Raw genomic sequence first — 17,574 nt, forward strand, 5'->3', positions numbered from 1 at the left:
GCGATGGACGAGCGCGGGGCCGACGCGCGGGCGCTGGTGCGGGACCTGGAGGGGCTGCTGCTCGTCGAGGCCGCCCGGGCGGAGAGCCGGGCGGCGGCCGAGCGGTTCGCCGCCCGCCTCCCCTGGCTCACGGACGGCCAGCGCGAGGAGGTGGAGCGGCACTACACCGAGGAGCACATGCTGCTCGTCCGCCGCGCCTGGGACCGCACGGCGGCCCGCTCGCGCGAGCTGCGCACGGAGTACGAGGAGGCGTACCGGGTGCTTCAGCGGCGGACGTTCGCGTGGTGCGTGGTGGGGGCGGCGGTGTTCATGGGGGCGGTGCTTGAGCTGAGCTGGGGGTGGGGTTAGCCGGGGGGGGCGACCGGGGGTGGGGCCGGCCGGGGTCGGCCGGGGTGGCCCTCGGCCGACCCCGGGGCCCCGCCCCCGGTCACCGGGCGTCGGCGCCGTCAGAGCGGCAGCCCGTACCCCTCGCACTTCGGCTGGAAGTCCGGCTTGTCCGCGCCGAGGGCGTTGACGACGTTCTGGGTCGTCGGGCCGTCCGTGAAGAGGCCGACGTGGCCGACCGGGTTCTTCGGGCACTGGTCCTGCACGACGATGTTGCGGACGTTGTCGCCCTTCAGGAAGCCGTTGTTGTACGGGCTCGCGATCAGGTCGTACTTCGTGGCGATGACGGTGTAGCGCACGCCGGGGACGGTGTCGCCATCCGCGAACAGCGCCTTCTGGAAGTCGGAGCCCTCCTGCTGGTCCTTCAGGCCCTGGAGGTTCAGGTGGTCGAAGGCGCCGTTGACGATGCCGAGCACGCCCAGTGCCTTGCCCAGGTTCACCAGGCCGCTGAGGGTGGTGCCGTGGTTGGTGGGGGCGAGCGCGACGAGCCGGTCGACCTTCTGCGCGCCGCCGAGCCGCTTGATGTAGTAGTTCGGCATCATGCCGCCCTGGGAGTGCCCGAGGACGTCGACCTTCTTGGCGCCGGTGGCCGCGAGCACCTTGTCCACGAACGCGCGCATCGTCTCGGCGGACTTGGCGACGCCGGTGAGCCCGCCGACGCGCCCGCCGAAGTCGAACGGGCTGCCCATGCCGTAGTTGAAGGCGTAGACGCAGTGGCCCTCGTTGGCGAGCGTCGGACCCATCTTGACCCAGTTCGCGCCGAGGTTCACGCCGGTGCCGTGCACGAGGACGACCGGGTTGGGGTGGGCGGCGCTCGGCTTGCACTTCCAGTCGTTCACGCCGGTCACGGCGTTCGGGCTGAATAAGAAGTTGCTCACGCCCTCGGCGACACCGCCGACGGGGTACTGCTTGCGCGGCTGTTCGTCGGCCTGCGCCGGGACGGCCGCGGCGGTGAGCGCGGTGGCGGCCAGGGCGAGGGCCGCGGCCCAACGGGCCGGTGCGGAGGTTTTGTTCATGGTTCCGGTCCCTTCGGATGCACGGGTGGGATGGCGCGGGTGGGACGACCGGACACCGGCTTGTCATAGGCATGACAGATCCGGACCCAGAAATCTGAAACGACAGCACTTCAGATTTGGTTACTTGAAAGTAAGGCCACGGAAACAGCCGCGCAAGATGTGCGCGTACGAGAATTTCCGCGCACGCCAGGGGAGTTGACGCCGACGGGGCTGACCTCGGGCGACGCGGCAGAGCGCGCCCGCAAGGCCCTCGGTGAAGCGGGCTACGTCCCGACCCTCATCACGGCTGACGGCCTGCGCGGCCACCCCGAACGGGCCCCGTAGGACGTCGTGATCGCGTATCGCCCGCCCCCCCCGCCCGCCCAGCGCAGGCAACCGACACAGCGGGCGGAACCACACCGGCTCCGCGCGACAGGCATCCTCACTGCGGGACTGAACCGAGGTCACCCCTGCGTGGCGCGGTAACCACACGAACTGACCGGGCACGCCAGCCGAGCCGACTCCAAGTTCCGACCTCCGACGCCCGGTTACGCCGAGGGCCGGGCCGGTCGCGGCCACGAGCCCGGGTCCTGCTCCTGATCCCGCTCCGGCACGGCCGCCGCGGGGGTGCGGGTCGGCTGGGCGAGCACCAGGGTGAGGTCGTCCGCGAGCGGGGCACCGCCGGTGTGCCGGCCGACCAGGTCCGTCAGGCACTCCAGCGCGTCGGGCAGGGCGGGTTCGGCCAGAGCCGCGTGCACCTGGGGGGCGTCGAGCCGGAAGGGGACACGGTCGCCGTCGCGGGCGTCGGTGAGGCCGTCGGTGTAGAGCAGCAGGCGCTGGCCCGCCGACAGATGGACGCGCTGCACCCGCGGGGCGGGGCAAAGGCCCAGCGGGGGCGAGGGCCGCGGCGGAGCGAGCAGGCACAGCCGACGGCCGGTGCGCAGCGGGGCCGGATGGCCGCAGTTGACGATGCGGACCTCGCCGGGGTGGAAGTCGGCGAGCAGCAGCGTGACGAAGTCCTCCGATCCGAGCTCGGGGCGCAGCCGGTCGTCGAGGGTGTGGGCGAGCCTGACCGGGTCGGGCTCGGTGGCGGCGGTGCACCGGAAGGCGGCGAGGACGGCGGCGGCCACCCAGGTCGCCTGCGCCCCGTGCCCCTTGACGTCGGCGAGCAGCAGGCGCGGCCCCGCGGCGGTGAGCACGGCGTCGTGCACGTCGCCGCCGAGCAGGGCGTGCGGGTCGCAGGAGCGGGTGTGCGCGGCGAGGTCGACGTGGCCGACGCGGTCGGGCAGGGGGCGGGCCAGGGCCTCCTGAGCGGTGACGGCGACCCGGGTCACGTCGTCCAGCGCGCGCTCGGCGCGTACGCGGGTGTGCGCCGTGAACACCGCCCACAGCGAGACGGCGGCGACGTTCGACGCGACGCCCAGCGCGCTCGACCGGGTGGGCGACGCGCCGAGGAGCGTCACGGTGACGGCCACGGCCCCCAGAACGGCGGTGACGCGCGCCGACAGGCGGTGGACGGCAAGGAGCGGCCCGATCAACGGCAGCCCGTACGAGGGAACGGGCAGGGCGAGCTCGACCAAGGCCGCGACGGCCTCCACGCCCGCTGCCGCGGCCAGCCATGTGCGCCGTGTCTCCACTGCGTCCCCCTGGTCGTTCGGCGAAGTCCGGCTTCTCCGCGCACGGCCCCTGTGTGCGGGGTACTGTGCCAGCTTCGATGACGGTCCGTGGCCGATTCGCCACAGCCTGCGCGGCGGCCGTGCGGTGGCGGCAGCATGGGACGGACTGCCTCGGGCACGACTCAAGGGGGGGCGAACGTGGCGGAGTTGCGGAAACCGGAAACGGGCAGCCTGCCACCGGGCCGGGACGCGGGGCTCGTCGGCAGGCAGGACGAACTGGCGGAGCTGTACCGCCGGTTGGAGCGGCACCGCCTCGTCACGCTGAGCGGCGTCGGCGGGGTCGGCAAGACCCGCCTCGCCCGACAGGCCGTGCTCGGCCTGCGTCCGCGCTTCGCCGACGGCGTCTGGTGGGTGGAGCTGTCCCCGCTGGTGGACGGCGCGCTGCTCGCGTACGCGATCGCCGAGGCGCTGCCCCTGTTGGACCAGAGCGGACGGCCGATGCTTGAGGCGGTCGCCGAGTATGTGGCGGGGCGTGAGCTGCTGCTGGTCCTCGACACCTGCGAGCACGTGGTCCAGGAGTGCGCCGATGCGGTCGCGGCCCTGCTGATGGCGGCCCCGGGGCTGCGTGTGCTCGCCACCAGCCGCCGCCCGCTCGGCCTGTCCGTCGAGGACGTCGTGCCGCTCGCCCCGCTGCCCGAGGCGGACGCTCAGGCACTGTTGTCCCTGCGCGTCGGCGAGTCGCCCCCCGGCGGCAGGTACGACGACAGCGCGGCGGCCGCGCTGTGCCGCAGGCTCGACGGCCTGCCGCTCGCCATCGAACTGGCCGCCGCCCGGCTGCGGGAGATGCCCCCGGCCGAGCTCAACCGGCGGCTCGACGACCGCTTCGAGGTCCTCGGCGAGACCCGGCAGCCCGTGTACGAGGCGGACCCGCCCTGGCACCAGGCGCTGCGCACCGCCATCGGCTGGAGCCACCAGCTGTGCACCCCGGCCCAGCGCCTGGTCTGGGCCCGCCTGTCCGTGTTCGCCGGGACCTTCGACAGGGAGGCGGCCAGCCGGGTCTGCGCGGACGACCGGCTGCCCGCCCGGGACGTGTCGGACCTGCTCGCGTCGCTGGTGCAGAGTTCGATCGTGGAGTGGGTGCCCGCCGGGCCCGTCTCGCGCTACCGGATGCTGGACACCATCCGGGAGTTCGGCCTGTTCTGGCTCCGCGGACTCGGCGAGGAGCGGGCGGTGCGGCGCCGTCACGTCGACCACTACACGGCGCTCGCCCACACCGCCGAAGAAGCCTGGTCGGGCCCCGACCAGGTGGCCTGGTACCACCGTGTGAACGCCGAGCACGCCAACTTCCGGGCCGCCCTCGACTCCTGCCTCGCCGACGGCGACGGGCACCGCGCCCAGGAGCTGAGCGGGACCCTGTGGTTCGTCTGGTTCGCCTGCGGCTTCGCCACGGAGGGCCGCCACTACCTGGACCGGTGCCTGGCCCTGCGCCCCACGCCCGACCGCATCCGGGGCAAGGCGCTGTGGGCCAGCGGCCTGATCACCCTGGGCCAGGGGGACGCCGAGGCGACCCTCCGCACGGCCCGCGCCCTGCGGGACGCGACGGCCGACGAGGACGACCCGACCGCGCCACAGGCCGCCGCCTATCTGGCCGGGGCCGCCTACAGCACCAGCGGGCGGCACACGGAGGCGATCGAGACATTCGACTCCGTTCCGCACGCCCGGCCCGCGTCCGGCCGCTACGACGCGGCCTGGGGCCTGATCCGCGCCGCCCGCGGGTTCTCGCACGTCTGCCTCGGGCAGTTCGACGAGGCCGCGGCCGTCTCGGTGGAGCTGTGCGCCGAGTGCGTCCGTGGCGGCGAGCTGTGGCTGCGGGCGTACGGCGACTACACGCGCGCCCTCGCCGAGCTCTCCCGGGGCCGGCCCGCCGAGGCCGTCACGCACGCCCGCGCCGCGGTGCGGGGCAAGCTCCTCTTCCGTGACGGCTTCGGCATAGCGCTCGCCCTCGACCTCCTCGCCTCCGCGTCCGTCACCACCGGGGACGCCGTGCAGGCCGCCCGCCTGCTGGGCAGCGCCGACCGGCTCTGGCAGACCGTCGGCAGCGTCCGCGTCGGCACCCAGGAGTTCGCCGCCGCGCGCCGGGCCTGCGAGACGGCGGCGCGCGGCCTCATCGGCGACGAGGCGTACGGAGCCGCGTTCCGCGCGGGGTACGAGGGTGACCTGGACGCGGTCGTCACGGAGGCGCTGGCGGTGTGAGCGCGGGGCCCGCGGGAACCCGGCGCGCGGGCCCCGGTTGCGCGACAATTTCCGGGCAGGGGCGGGACGTTGACGGCGGACGGGCGAGGGGAGCGGGATCGGTGTTGTCCGACGAGGCACGGGACGCGCGGCGAGCCGCGCGCGCGTACGGGGGCAAGTCCGCCGAGCAGCGCCGGGCCGAGCGGCGACAGCGGCTCCTGGAGGCGGGCGTCGAGCTCTTCGGCGCCGGACCCGGCGCGTACCGCTCCGCGTCGGTGGCGACGCTGTGCGCGCGGGCCGACCTGTCGACGCGGCAGTTCTACGAGGAGTTCCGCAACCTCGAAGAGGTGCTCGCCGTGCTCCACGGCCATGTGCAGAAGGCGGCACAGGCCGCCATCGTGGAAGCCCTCGCCACCGCGACGGAAGGCAGCGTCCGCGAGCGCGCCGACACCGCGTTCCGTGCCTACGCCCGGGTGCTCACGGCCAATCCCCATCTCGTGCGCATCGCCTTCGTCGAGGTCACGGGCGTCAGCCCCGAGCTGGAGAAGCAGCGCCTGGAGGCCCGGAAGGGCTGGGTGGACCTCCTGGTCGGCGCGCTCGACGAGGCCGCGGCACGCGGCGAGATAGGGGCGCGGGACTACCGGATCGCGGCGCAGGGGTTCGTCGCCGCGGTCAACGGCCTGCTGTACGACTGGACGGCGGGGTACGTCGACGCGAGCCTGGACACGATCGTCGACGAACTGCTGCTGATCTTCATGGGGTTGCTGCAGCCGCCGGAGGGCAGGGGCGGGGTGGCGTAGCCGTACGACGTCGTCCCGCCCGGCTTGGTGCCCCTCCCCCGGCCTGCCGCGCCGCCCCGAGGAGCGCGTCGACCTCGCTCCGGGGAGCCCCGCGTCCCCCGACCGCCCGGCGGGCCTACAGCTCCGGCGGCCCCTGCTCGATCCGGCGCAGCACCGCGTCGAGGCGGTCGAGGCCGGGCCCGGTCTGGAGCTGGCGTTCGTCCCACCAGGTGGCGCCCGCGTCGCGGAGGGGACCGAGCAGGTCGCGGGCGCGGGCGGGGTCGCCGGGCGTGGCGCCGCCGAGGACGATCTCGTACGGCACCGCCGGGTCCTCCCGCTGCCCCCGTACGTACGCCACCAGCTCCCGCACCTCGTCGAGCGGCGGGATCTCCCCGTGCCGGGCCGACTTGAACAGCGGGACTGCGCCGTCCCAGCGGGCCGCGCGGCGCATCGGCGGCCGGTTCGGCCAGAAGCCCGCGATCCACACGGGCGGACGGGGCCGCTGCGCGGAGGCCGGCAGCAGCTGCACGTCGTCGACGCGGAAGTGCTTGCCGTCGTGCGAGACCCGCTCCCCCGACCAGTACCGGTCGAGCAGGCCGAGCCCCTCGTCGAGCAGCTCGGCGAGCACCTTGGGATCGGTGGGCTCACCGAAACTGGCGTACTCGTCCTGGACGGGACCACCGAGCCCCGCCGCGAACGTCACCCGCCCACCACTGAGGACGTCCAACGTGGCGACCTGCCGCGCGAGTTGCTGCGGCCGCCGCCGGGCCACCGGCGTGACCAGCGTCCCGAGCCGAATCCGCTCCGTGGCGAGCGCGGCCGCCGTGAGCAGCATCCAGGGGTCCCCGAACGGCTTCCCCCGCTGCACCTCCTTGTCGTGCACCACGTGATCCCACACGAACAGCCCGTCCCAGCCCGCCTGTTCGGCGGCGACCGCCACCCGGGCGACGATCCTGGCGTCCGCGAAGTCACCGAAGTTCGGAATGTTGATCGAGAAGCGCATGCGGGCATGGTGGCGCGGGCGGGCCAGGTCGGGCAACGGGTTTCGCGCGCCCCGTCCGTGCGCGTCCGCGCCTCTTTCTTCCTGTCTTCCCTTGTCGATCTCGCCCCGCCGATAGCATTTCTCACATCAGCGGGCGTGATGTGCCACGGGGCGAGGGGGCACCAGTGCGGGCAATTCCCAACGGACGTTCACGGCAGGCCAGTTCCTACCGGTGGACCCCGTTGTCCACACTCGTCGCGCTCGGCGTGACCGGGGCTCTCGTGATATCCGGATGTGGATCAGGGGATTCGCAGAGCAGTTCCCCGAACGGATCACCGAATGGCTCATCGAACGGGTCGGGGAATTCGTCCGGAGAGTCGAACGGGGAGGGCGGCGGCAGCTCTTCCGGTGGCCCTTCCGGTGGCCCTTCCGATGGCTCCGGGAGTTCGTCAAACGGCGGCCGGTCGGGGCACGGGGAGCCCGGGCCCTCCTCCTCCGGCGGCTCCGGGAAGCCCGGTCGTTCGAGCAGCTCCAGCGGCTCCACCTGGGACGGGGGTGGCAGCGGGGGGTCCACCTGGAAGCCCGGGGAGGGCGGGAAGGGCGGGGGCTCGGGGGGCAGGTCGTCGGATCCGCGTCCTCGGCCGGAGCCGGAGAAGGAGTTCTCGTGGACCCTGCCCGGACCCGGCTCCCCTTCCTTCGACGCCATGAACACCGACCACATCTACGACTTGGTTCACGACAGGAACTGTCAGAGGGCCAAGGGGTGGTACGAAACGGCGGGGCCGGGGAGATGGCAGCAGAATCCGGCCGGGTGGAAACTCATCGACGGGCTGATCGGTGCGTGCTTCGCGGTCGGCGGGCAGGAACGTGAATGGCGGACCGTGATCGACGCGTACGACGCCATCAGGAATCAGCCGTCCGGGGACTGCAAGTACGTCGCGGGCCGTCGCACCCTGATGCAACTGGCCGAATTCCGCATCGCCCACCCGAAGGGGAAGGTCCGCATTCGCCCGGCGTCGGGGAGCGCTCAGGCCTGTCCGGCGAAGATCATGGGGATGAGCCCCGAGAAGGCGGCGCCCGAGGAATCGGTATGGGTGCACGGGACCTGGCCCAGCGAGGTGACGGTCCACCTGGACGGCCAGAAGGTACCCCTGCTCCCCGACGACAACTTCCCTCCCTGCTGCCACAACACCAACGTGAAGTTCGCCGTGCCGAAGGACACGCCTGACGGGAAGGTACGGGTCACACTGCGGACGCGGACCATCTCCCTGGACGCGGGTCTGCTGACGGTCAGTCGCTCCTGACCATGGCCGCACCGCGACCGCGCACCGGGTCCCGGGTCGGATCACTGGCCGCGCGCCTCCGAAGCCTGCGCCCGGGGCCGACACCGCCCCCCAGCCCCACGCCCGCGCCGACCCCCACGCCTGCGCCCACGCCCGCCCCCGTACCCGCCCCGGACCCCGCTCCGCCCACCCCGCCCCCGGCACCACCACCGCCCCCGCCCCCACCGGACCCGGCACCCGACGGCCCCGCGCGCCCCGGCTGGATGGAGCTCCTCGGCACCATCGGCTCCCTGGTCTCCCTCTTCGCCGCCGTCCTGTTCTACTTCGGCTGGGCCAGCACCGACGCCGAGACCCGCGCCTTCGAACTCCGCGACTCCGTCTTCCGCCTGTCCACCAGCGACTACCTGCTGCGCAGCGTCCAAGCCCTGTTCCTGCCCGCCTGGCTGGTCGTGGGCGTGCTGCTCGCGGCCGTCGTCCTGCGCGCGTGGCTCACGAGGAACCCCGGCCGCGCCGAGTCCCTCGTACCGCGCCTGCGCTGGAGCTGGCTGCTTCCCGTCGCCCTCTTCGCCTGCTACCGCCTGCACCCGGCCTTCTTCGAGCTGGCGATCCCCCTCACCGCCATCCCCTGTCTCCTCGCCACGGGGTACGCCCACACCCGGCCCGACGCCGCCGAGCAGCATCATCGGCTCCAGATCTGGGCGCTCACCCTCGTCCTCTGCGTGCTCTCGCTGTTCTGGGCCGTGACCTCGTACGCCGGGATCGTCGGCCGGGGCCGCGCCGAGGAAGCCACCCGGGCGGTGAACACCCCCGCCTTCCCCAGCGTCGTCGTCTTCAGCGAGAAGGACCTGATGATCCGGGGCGACGGGGTCTGCGACCAGCGCGTGAGCGGCAAGGGCAGCGCGTACGGGTACCGGTACTCGGGGCTTCGGCTGTTCTACGTGTCCGGGGACCGGATCTTTCTCGTGGGGCGGGACTGGAGCCCGTCCCGGGGCACGTTGTGGACCGTGCGGGAGAGCGAGGCCGTGCGGGTGGAGTACGTGAGCGGGGCGCTGGGGCGGCGGGAGGGGTGCGGGGGCTAGCGCGGGCCATCGTGCCCTTCGTCGGGGTGAAACCTCCGTCCGTGAACTGGCCGAAGACGGACGGGGGCTGCTGCTTGTCGGAACCGTGACGGACCGGTGGGGGGTTACCGTGCTGCCGGAGCGCGCGGGCAAGACCACGGGCGGGACCACCTGGTGCGAGTGCGGCGACGGAGAGGCAGGCGAGGGAGCGGCATGGCGAGATCCCCTGTGACGCCCGAGGAGTTGATCGCCCGGTACGGGCTGAAACCACTGCCCTTCGAAGGCGGGCGTTTCCGCCAGACGTGGGCGGGGCCGCCGGACACCGCGACCGGCCACCCCTCCGGGACGGCGATCATCATGCTCCTGACGTCCGCCACGGGCGACTTCTCCGCGCTGCACCGCCTCCCCACCGACGAGGTCTGGCACTTCTACCAGGGCGACCCCCTCGACCTCCTGCTGCTCCACCCCGACGGGACGGACGAGCTGCGGATACTGGGCGACGGGGACGGGGAGGAGTTCCAGCTCGTCGTGCCCGCGGGGACATGGATGGGGGCGCGGGTGCGGGACGGCGGTGAGTGGTCGCTGTTCGGGACGACCATGGCTCCCGGGTTCCTGGAGTCGGACTACGAGGGCGGGGACCCGGACGTGTTGGCCGCCCGCTACCCCCAACAAGCCGAACTGATCCGGAGGTTGTGTCGTGTCTGATGCCGGGCTGCCCTCACTGGCGGGGCGGGTGGCGCTCGTCACCGGCGCCAGCGGACTCCTCGGCGGCGGCATCGCGCGCAGCTTCGCGCGGGCGGGCGCCGCGGTCGTCGTGCACTGCAACAAAGGTGCCGAGCGGGCGCGGGAAGTCGCCGAGGAGATCGGGGAGTCCGGCGGTGACGCCCTCGTCGTCGCCGCCGATCTGGGCGAGGAGCGGGAGTGCCGGCGGCTCGTCGAGGAGGCGTACGGCTGGCGGGGGCGGCTCGACTCGCTCGTCAACAACGCCGGGGTGCAGCCCGTGCAGGGGCTCGCGGGGATGTCCGCCGGGGACTGGCGGGGGATGTACGACGCCAACGTCACCAGCGCGTTCTGCTGCACGCAGGCCGCCGTCGGGGTCATGGCCGGGCAGGACGGGGGTGGCAGTGTCACCCACATCGCGTCCATCGAAGGGCATCAGCCTGCCGTCGGGCACGCGCACTACTCCGCCGCCAAGGCCGCGCTGATCATGTTCGCTCGGGCTGCCGCCGTCGAGTACGGGGGGCGGGGGGTGCGGGTCAACTCCGTTTCGCCCGGGCTCATCGGGCATCCCTCGTTGGCCTCGGAGTGGCCCGACGGGGTCGAGCGGTGGGGGCGGGCTGCGCCGCTCGGTCGGCTGGGGCGGCCCGAGGACGTCGGGGCCGCGTGTGTGTTTCTCGCGTCGGACGCGGCGGGGTGGGTGACGGGGGTGGATCTGGTGGTTGACGGTGGGGTGAGTGCGCGCTCCACGTGGTGACCCTCGCGGGGCGCCCCAGTCCCGCCCCTTCTCCGAAACCGGGGCTGCGCCCCTGGACCCCGCTCGTCGGCGCTCCGCGCCTCGTCCTCAAGCGCCGGACGGGCTTTCTCCCACCCACCCGCCCCAACCAGTCACAGACCGAGCAAGAGCCCGGCACCTCTCAGCCCGTCCGGCGTTTGAGGACGAGGCGCGGAGCGCCGATTCGGCGGCGCCCCCGGCCCACCCGAAGGGGACACCCACCCCGGGGTCCAGGGGCGGAGCCCCGGTTTCGGGAAGGGGTGGGATTGGGGAGCCCCCGGCAAGGCCCTCAGCCCCCGTCCCGATGCAACGTCAAGTCCACCAGCAAGGCCCGATGATCCGTGTCCCCGATCTCCAGGAACCGCGCGTCGTGCGCGGCGAAGTCGCCCGAGGCCAGCACATGGTCGATCTGCGCCCCGAACGGCCGCGGCAGCACCGTCGGCCAGCTCGGGGTGCGGGATGCCCCGGAAAGGCGGGCAGCGTCACGCAGCCCGGCATCGAGGACCCGGCGGAACGCCGCGTGGTCCTGCGTGGCGTTGAAGTCCCCGGCGACGATCGTGGGCCCGTCCCCCGCGGCGGCGTAGTCCCGAAGCCGCCCCAACTCGGCCCGCCACCGCCCGAGGTCCCCCGGCGTCGGCGGCATCGGATGCGCGAGCTGCACCCGTACCGGAATCCCCTTCACCTCGGCCACCGCCCCCGGCATCCCCAGCGTCCCCCGCACCCCGGCGGCCTCCTTCAGCGGCACATTGCTGAGGATCACCGACCCGTCGGCCCCGTCGTCCCCGGCGGAGGCGACGGCCGCCCGGTACGGGTACGCCGAGTCCGGCAGCGCGTCCCGCAGCTTCCCGTCGCACGCCCGATCGCACTCCGAGACGAAGACGAGGTCCGGCTTCCGCTCCCGTATCGCCTTGATCAGCCCCGGCGTACCGCGTCCGAACTCGACGTTGGACGCGAGCACCCGCACCTCGGCGACGGGCGGCCCGTCCGGGTCGGACAGCTTGCCGTACGGCTCGATGAACCAGGCGAGTCCGGCGAGTACGGCCACGGCCCAGACCAGGCCGACGCGCCAGCGTCCGAGGGCGGCGAGGAGCAGCCCGGCGGCGGCGGGCACGAGGAGCCACGGCAGGAAGGCGAGGACCTGCGGTACGGGCGTGACGGCGTCGGTGTCGGCGATGCGGCAGCCGAGGACGGCGCTCACGCCGACGAGCAGGATTCCGGCGGTCCAGGCGGCCACCCGGTGGCTCCGCGGCCGCCGTTCGTCCACATGGCCGCCGGGTTCGGCCTCGGGGGAGGTGGGCGCTGCCGTCACGTGCTCCAAGGGTCGCCCTTTCGTCGCCGGGGCGGCGGGGCTGTCACCGGCGCGCCCGCACTCGCCACGTCCTCAGAACAGATCCTCCCTCAGGGACGCGGAGGGGCGGGAGCGGGGTTGCGCAGGGGTGGGGAGTCCGCGGGGCGGGGCGCGCCGGAGGGGTCGGCTTCGCTGGGCGCGGAGGGGGTGCGGGGGTCGCTGGGCACGGAGGGGGTGCGGGCTTCGCTGGGCACGGAGGGGGCGTCGGGGTTGTCGGTCGCGCCGGGAGTGTCGGGGCTGTCGGGGCTGTCGGGGCTGTCGGGGCTGTCGGAAGCCTCAGAAGCGCCGGTCGCGCCGGAGGCACCGGTCTCGCCACTCCCACCAAACGCACCGACCCCGCCGGTCACACCAGAGGCACCCGCCCCAGCAGCCACACCGCGCGACCCCACCCCAGAGGAGCCCCCACCGGACACAGCCACCCCCACAGCCGAGCCCCCACCAGACACAGCCGACCCCTCACCGACCCACCACCCCACCCGCCCACTCACCCAAACCCCCACCCCCACCACGACCCCCACTCCCACGATCACCCACGACGCCGTGCGCAGTGTGTCGGTGAGGGCGTCGTAGACGGCGCCCGCGGCGGCGCGGGAGACGTCGGAGGGCAGGTCGTCGAGGGTGAGGCCGCGGCCGACGGCGATGGCGGCGGCGAGTGCGGCGGCGCCGATGGCCGTGCCGAGGGCGGTGGCGGTGACGGCGCGGCGGCGGCGTACCGCGAGGAGGATGCCGCCCGCGGCGAGGAGCACGGCGGTGACGGGCAGCCAGAGACCGGCGACCTGGAGCATGCGGAAGCCCTTCCGGAAGTGGCCGAGGTCCTGCGCCTGCATGACGGTGACCTCGGTGTGCCGCACCGGGATGCGGCTCGCGAACGGCGTGCCCTCCTCGGTGAGTTGCCGTTTGACCTGCTCGGTGATGGGGGCGAGGTCGATGGTGACGGCGCCGTCGGAGTCGTGGGTGAGGGCGGACTGGACGGCGTCGTGGGCGGCCCGGTTGGCGGCGTTCCACGCGGCCTGGAAGGCACCGGTCTCGGTGAAGGAGTGCACGGCGTCGCGGACGAAGGAGGCGACGGTGGACCGCAGCGGACCGGCGTCGATCTCCTTCATCACGGAGTCCGTCACCGCGTCGGCGACGGAGGCGCGGACGTCGGGGTCGGAGGCGAGGGGCGCCATCGTGGCGACGTACGCGTCGGTGTCCTCGATCTCGTACTTCGCCCAGGTCGAGACCGTGCCGAGGGGGACGAGCAGGCAGGCGAGGACGAGCAGCACGGCGGACAGGGCGGCGCGGGGACGTCGGAGCACGTCCTCAAGGCAAGACCCCGGGCGCGTGGGCCGCGACCGGGGTCACTGCATATGGGGGCAGGATTCCCCGCCTTTGTGGGACGGCGGCGGCGCGCCGCCGAAGGTCCGCCCCGTACGGCTACTTGCGGTTGTACAGCCGCATCGTGACCGGTCCGAACACCGCCACGAGCAGCCCCGCCCAGCCGAGGCTCCACGCGATGTCGGCGCCCGGCCAGTCGCCCGCCATCAGGCCGCGGACGGCGGAGGCGACGTGCGTGACGGGGTTGTTGTTGACGAAGGCCTGGAGCCAGCCCGGCATGGTCTCGGGCTTCACGAAGATGTCGCTGAGGAAGGTCAGGGGGAACAGGACCATCATGCTGACGCCCATGACGGACTTCTCGGTGCGCAGCAGCAGCCCGAACATCGTCCACACCCAGGAGAAGGCGAACGAGAAGACGAGCAGCAGGAGTACGCCGCCGAGGACGCCGAGCGCGCTGTCGGGGCGGAAGCCCAGGATGATGCCGACGGTGAGCATCACGGCGGACGCCATCGCGTACCGCAGGGCGTCGCCGAGGAGATAGCCGACCAGCGTCGACGGCCGCCAGATGGGCAGCGAGCGGAAGCGGTCGAAGACGCCCTTCTCGATGTCGGTGTTGACCGAGACGCCCGTGTACATCGTGATCATGACGACGGACATCACCAGGATGCCGGGGAGCAGGTACTGGATGTACTCGCGCGGGGATCCGGCGAGCGCCCCTCCGAAGAGGTACGTGTACATCAGCACCATCATGATCGGGAACGCCGTGACGTCGAACAACTGCTCCGGCACGTGCTTGATCTTGAGGATGGCGCGCCAGCCGAAGGTCAGGGACGTGGAGAGGGCACTGGGGCGCGGCGGCCGCTCCTTGGCGATGAGCAGTTCGGCCAGGGACTCCGTGCGGACGGGCGCGAGGTCCTGGGCCTCGGTGGTGGTCGCGGTGCTCATCGGGAGACCTCGGCTTCCTTCAGGTCCTGCGGGGTGTCCGGGCCGCCGTCGGGGGAACCGGTTTCGCTGGGGTGGCCGGTCAGGGCGAGGAACACCTCGTCGAGGCTGGGCTGGCCCAGGGAGAAGTTGTCGACGGTGATGCCGGTGCGGGCCAGTTCGGCGAGGGCCCGTGAGGCCTGCTCGGCCGCGCCCCGGCCGTTCGCCGGGCCGCCGCCGACGCGGGCGGTGAGCGCGACCGGGTCGGGTTCGAGCTGGACCTGGGCGTCGAGGGCGACGCGAAGCACCTCCTCGGCCTGCGGGCGCTGCTCGGCGTGGCGCAGGCGGACGTGCACCGAGCCCGCGCCGACGGACGCCTTCAGCTCGCCCTTGGTGCCCTCGGCGATGACCTTGCCCTTGTCGATGACGGCGATGCGGGCGGCGAGCTGGTCGGCCTCGTCCAGATACTGCGTGGTCAGGAGCACGGTGGTGCCGTGGCCGACGACCGCGCGGACGATGTCCCAGACCTGGTTGCGGCTGCGTGGGTCGAGGCCCGTCGTCGGCTCGTCCAGGAACAGCAGGTCGGGGGTGTTGAGGATGGACGCGGCGATGTCGATGCGCCGCCGCATGCCGCCCGAGTAGTTCTTGACCTGGCGGGACGCGGCGTCGCCGAGGCCGAAGGCGTCGAGGAGCTGTTCCGCGCGGCCGTACGCGGCCTTCCTTCCGTGGCCGGTCAGGCGGGCCAGGAGCACCAGGTTCTCGGTGCCGGTGAGGTCCTCGTCGACGGAGGCGTACTGCCCGGTGAGGCTGACCAGGCCGCGGACGGTGTCGGCTTCGCGGACCACGTCGTGGCCGAATACATGCGCCTCGCCGCCGTCCGGGCGCAGGAGCGTGGCCAGCATCTTCACGGTCGTCGTCTTGCCCGCGCCGTTCGGCCCGAGGACCCCGTAGACCGTTCCGGCCGGTACGGCGAGGTCGACGCCGTCGACCGCGCGGTTGTCGCCGAAGGTCTTCACCAGGCCCGCGGTCTCGATGGCCAGGCCACCGGGCCCGGGGCCCCGGTGCGGCTGCTTGCTGCTCATGTCCCTGCGCCCTCCGATTGCGGATCGTCGGCCGCTCGTCGGCTGCTCGGCTGCGGCTCGTCATGAGGGGAGACCGGGCCCGCGGCGGAAACTCATCGCCGAACGGGTGGCCGATTCCCAGAGTGGCACGGGCTCCGGTGGAGCGCGGGGTCGAACGGGTGTTTCCTTGATGGGACGCCGCAAGGCGTGCGCAGTACACCGCAAGGCGTGAGCAGAGAGGAGCCGTCATGGCTCACACCGCACACGGAGCGCCCGGCACCCCCACCCTTCCCGGCATCCGCGCGCTCACCGGCACCTGGGCGGGCCCCGCCCTCCTCGCCGTCGTCTACGGCCTCTGGGCCGCCGCGAACCACCGCGGCGGCGGACCGATCACCGGCGGGAACGTCCTCTTCGGCGTGGTCTCGGGCGTCGCCTTCGGCGCGCTCTACGTGGCCGTGCGCCGCCTCGCCCCCGCCCTGCCGCGCGAGCTGCGCGCCGCGGCCTGGGCGACCTTCGCGGGCGTGTCCTTCGGCTTCCTGTACAGCCTCACCGACGCGAGTGTGCTGCGGTCGGTGGGGATGGCGGGGGTGGTGGCCGCGAGCGTGTTCGCGATGACGTTCTACCGCTTCTACACGCGGGAGTGACCGTACGGTCCCGCGTCCGGGCATTTCGGAGGGCCCGGGCACGACGGAGCGGCCGGGGCGGACCAGCCGCCCCGGCCGCACGTGCCGCCGTGCTCAGCCGGGCTCTCAGAGCGAGCCGAGGTCGACGGCCCGCGCCATCGCCGCGTACCCGGCGTCGTTCGGGTGCAGGTGGTCGCCGCTGTCGTACGCGGGCCGGATCCGCTCCGGGTCCTTCGGGTCGGCGAGGGCCTTGTCGAAGTCGACGTAGCCGTCGTACTCACCCGACGTGCGCACCCACTCGTTGAACTCGTTGCTGACCGCCGCGGCGCGCTCGCCGTAGTGGTCGGAGCCGCCGAGCGGGAGCAGCGTCGCGCCGACGGCCTTCAGGCCCTTGTCGTGGGCGGCGCGGATCAACTTGCGGTGTCCGGCGATGAGTTCGTCGGCGCTGACGATCGGCGCGGGCTTGTAGGTGGGCTTGTCGGTCTCGCTGAAGCCGATGTCGTTGAGGCCTTCGAGAATCACGACGGTGCCGACGCCGGGCAGGTCGAGGGCGTCCCGGCCGATGCGCCCGGTGCCCTTGGCGCCGTACCAGGCCGAGTCGTTGAGGACCATGTTGCCGCCGATGCCGGAGTTGACGACGGGCCGGGGCTCGCCGGACTTGGCGAGGCGCTCGGCGAGCGCGTCGGACCAGCGGCGGTTGAGGTCGGTGGAGGAGGCGAAGCCGTCGGTGATGGAGTCGCCGAAGAGGACGACGCCGTCCCGCTTCGAGGCGTGCCTGCCGTCCTTGCGGCTGTCGGCCACGTCCACGCCGGACAGGTAGTACCAGGACTCGGTCGACTCCTTGAAGGCCTCGGCGCCGGTGTCGCGGGTGTGGTCGCCGTCGGCCCGGTAGCTGGTCGCGAAGGCCTGCGAGTGGAAGGTGGCGGGCCCGGTGGTGCGGGCCAGGTGCAGCGTGACGGTGACGGACTCGAAGCGGTCCAGGTCGAGTCCGGCGGCGTCGCTGGAGAGCTGGCCGCCCGCCGGGACGGTCACCGACTTCTTGCCGCCGAAGGTCAGCGTGCGCACCGAGCCGCGCTCGACGCCCGCGCCCTTGCCGCCCTCGGTGCGGGCGACGGTGGCGCTCGCGATGTGCAGCGGCGACGCTCCGTACGCGTTGGAGAGGCGGACGCGGGCTCTGTCGCCCCCCTCGGTGACACGGACGACCTGCCGCACGGTCTGGTTGTCGAAGCCCGCCTCGGACCAGTTGGCCTTGAACCCGGTGCTCGGCCGCTGCGGCGAAGCGGCCCAGGCGGCGGACCAGGCGACCCCCTTCCCGGCCGCGTGGCGGCCTTGGCCCGCGCCGCCGTCGGAGGCCTGGGCGACGGTGACGGCGGTCCCGGCGGTGACGGCGAGGGCGACAGCGACGGCGAGGGTGCGGGTACGCGAAAACATGGGGTGCTCCTGGAGGTTGGCACGGCGGCACCGGGTTCTCCCGGTTCCTGAG

General features: G+C 73.3%; 17 protein-coding genes. 9 read left to right on the forward strand and 8 right to left on the reverse strand.

What is annotated here, in order from left to right; genetic code table 11:
- Positions 1 to 3: 3 nt before the first annotated feature.
- Positions 4 to 348, forward strand: coding sequence for a hypothetical protein (locus ACZ6BG_RS27760; RefSeq protein ID WP_469007182.1), 345 nt, complete (start codon positions 4 to 6; stop codon positions 346 to 348).
- Between the two features lie 98 nt (positions 349 to 446).
- Here ACZ6BG_RS27760 and ACZ6BG_RS27765 read toward each other — a convergent pair whose 3' ends face one another.
- Positions 447 to 1,400, reverse strand: a complete 954-nt coding sequence (locus ACZ6BG_RS27765; RefSeq protein ID WP_469006331.1) for an esterase/lipase family protein — start codon at positions 1,398 to 1,400, stop codon at positions 447 to 449.
- Positions 1,401 to 1,595: 195 nt separating this feature from the next.
- Here ACZ6BG_RS27765 and ACZ6BG_RS27770 point away from each other — a divergent pair, with 195 nt between their 5' ends.
- On the forward strand, positions 1,596 to 1,724 hold the full coding sequence (locus ACZ6BG_RS27770; RefSeq protein ID WP_469006333.1) for a hypothetical protein: 129 nt from the start codon (positions 1,596 to 1,598) through the stop codon (positions 1,722 to 1,724).
- A 203-nt stretch (positions 1,725 to 1,927) separates the two neighbouring features.
- Here the strand turns inward: ACZ6BG_RS27770 and ACZ6BG_RS27775 are convergent, their stop codons facing one another.
- Positions 1,928 to 3,016, reverse strand: a complete 1,089-nt coding sequence (locus tag ACZ6BG_RS27775; protein WP_469006336.1) for a PP2C family protein-serine/threonine phosphatase — start codon at positions 3,014 to 3,016, stop codon at positions 1,928 to 1,930.
- Positions 3,017 to 3,193: 177 nt separating this feature from the next.
- Between ACZ6BG_RS27775 and ACZ6BG_RS27780 the strand changes: the two genes are divergently transcribed.
- Both ACZ6BG_RS27780 and ACZ6BG_RS27785 read left to right on the forward strand, forming a co-directional pair.
- Positions 3,194 to 5,248 carry an ATP-binding protein gene (locus ACZ6BG_RS27780; protein WP_469006338.1) on the forward strand — a complete coding sequence of 685 codons (2,055 nt, stop codon included), beginning with the start codon at positions 3,194 to 3,196 and terminating at the stop codon, positions 5,246 to 5,248.
- A gap of 101 nt (positions 5,249 to 5,349) precedes the next feature.
- Complete coding sequence (locus ACZ6BG_RS27785) at positions 5,350 to 6,027, forward strand: TetR/AcrR family transcriptional regulator (RefSeq protein WP_468454182.1); 678 nt, start codon at positions 5,350 to 5,352, stop codon at positions 6,025 to 6,027.
- 115 nt (positions 6,028 to 6,142) lie between these two features.
- Here ACZ6BG_RS27785 and ACZ6BG_RS27790 read toward each other — a convergent pair whose 3' ends face one another.
- The gene (locus ACZ6BG_RS27790; protein WP_469006341.1) at positions 6,143 to 7,009 is read right to left on the reverse strand and encodes an LLM class flavin-dependent oxidoreductase; all 867 of its coding nucleotides are present in this window, start codon (positions 7,007 to 7,009) and stop codon (positions 6,143 to 6,145) included.
- Positions 7,010 to 7,692: 683 nt separating this feature from the next.
- Between ACZ6BG_RS27790 and ACZ6BG_RS27795 the strand changes: the two genes are divergently transcribed.
- The 4 genes from ACZ6BG_RS27795 (at position 7,693) to ACZ6BG_RS27810 (ending at position 10,803) form a co-directional block, all read left to right on the forward strand.
- Positions 7,693 to 8,292 (forward strand): hypothetical protein, encoded by a 600-nt coding sequence (locus ACZ6BG_RS27795; protein WP_469006345.1) that lies wholly within the window; start codon positions 7,693 to 7,695, stop codon positions 8,290 to 8,292.
- A 242-nt stretch (positions 8,293 to 8,534) separates the two neighbouring features.
- Positions 8,535 to 9,350, forward strand: a complete 816-nt coding sequence (locus ACZ6BG_RS27800) for a hypothetical protein (RefSeq protein ID WP_469006349.1) — start codon at positions 8,535 to 8,537, stop codon at positions 9,348 to 9,350.
- Positions 9,351 to 9,542: 192 nt separating this feature from the next.
- The gene (locus ACZ6BG_RS27805) at positions 9,543 to 10,034 is read left to right on the forward strand and encodes a cupin domain-containing protein (protein WP_469006351.1); all 492 of its coding nucleotides are present in this window, start codon (positions 9,543 to 9,545) and stop codon (positions 10,032 to 10,034) included.
- Positions 10,027 to 10,803, forward strand: a complete 777-nt coding sequence (locus ACZ6BG_RS27810) for an SDR family NAD(P)-dependent oxidoreductase (protein ID WP_469006353.1) — start codon at positions 10,027 to 10,029, stop codon at positions 10,801 to 10,803. The genes ACZ6BG_RS27805 and ACZ6BG_RS27810 overlap by 8 nt, the downstream gene beginning before the upstream one ends.
- Before the next feature lie 307 nt (positions 10,804 to 11,110).
- Here the strand turns inward: ACZ6BG_RS27810 and ACZ6BG_RS27815 are convergent, their stop codons facing one another.
- The 4 genes from ACZ6BG_RS27815 to ACZ6BG_RS27830 all read right to left on the reverse strand — a co-directional run bounded on the left by ACZ6BG_RS27815 (position 11,111) and on the right by ACZ6BG_RS27830 (position 15,489).
- Positions 11,111 to 12,130 (reverse strand): endonuclease/exonuclease/phosphatase family protein, encoded by a 1,020-nt coding sequence (locus ACZ6BG_RS27815; RefSeq protein WP_469006356.1) that lies wholly within the window; start codon positions 12,128 to 12,130, stop codon positions 11,111 to 11,113.
- 89 nt (positions 12,131 to 12,219) lie between these two features.
- Positions 12,220 to 13,467: a hypothetical protein gene (locus ACZ6BG_RS27820; RefSeq protein ID WP_469006358.1), complete on the reverse strand. Its 1,248-nt coding sequence runs from the start codon at positions 13,465 to 13,467 to the stop codon at positions 12,220 to 12,222.
- A gap of 118 nt (positions 13,468 to 13,585) precedes the next feature.
- Positions 13,586 to 14,431: an ABC transporter permease gene (locus ACZ6BG_RS27825; RefSeq protein ID WP_468454167.1), complete on the reverse strand. Its 846-nt coding sequence runs from the start codon at positions 14,429 to 14,431 to the stop codon at positions 13,586 to 13,588.
- Positions 14,428 to 15,489, reverse strand: a complete 1,062-nt coding sequence (locus ACZ6BG_RS27830) for an ATP-binding cassette domain-containing protein (protein ID WP_469006361.1) — start codon at positions 15,487 to 15,489, stop codon at positions 14,428 to 14,430. The genes ACZ6BG_RS27825 and ACZ6BG_RS27830 overlap by 4 nt, the downstream gene beginning before the upstream one ends.
- Positions 15,490 to 15,716: 227 nt before the next feature.
- Here ACZ6BG_RS27830 and ACZ6BG_RS27835 point away from each other — a divergent pair, with 227 nt between their 5' ends.
- On the forward strand, positions 15,717 to 16,112 hold the full coding sequence (locus ACZ6BG_RS27835; protein ID WP_469006363.1) for a hypothetical protein: 396 nt from the start codon (positions 15,717 to 15,719) through the stop codon (positions 16,110 to 16,112).
- 105 nt (positions 16,113 to 16,217) lie between these two features.
- On the opposite strand, the gene ACZ6BG_RS27840 is transcribed toward ACZ6BG_RS27835, so the two are convergent.
- On the reverse strand, positions 16,218 to 17,522 hold the full coding sequence (locus ACZ6BG_RS27840) for an SGNH/GDSL hydrolase family protein (RefSeq protein ID WP_469006365.1): 1,305 nt from the start codon (positions 17,520 to 17,522) through the stop codon (positions 16,218 to 16,220).
- Positions 17,523 to 17,574 lie beyond the last annotated feature (52 nt).

The sequence above is a fragment of the Streptomyces sp. NPDC041205 genome, from assembly GCF_055591765.1.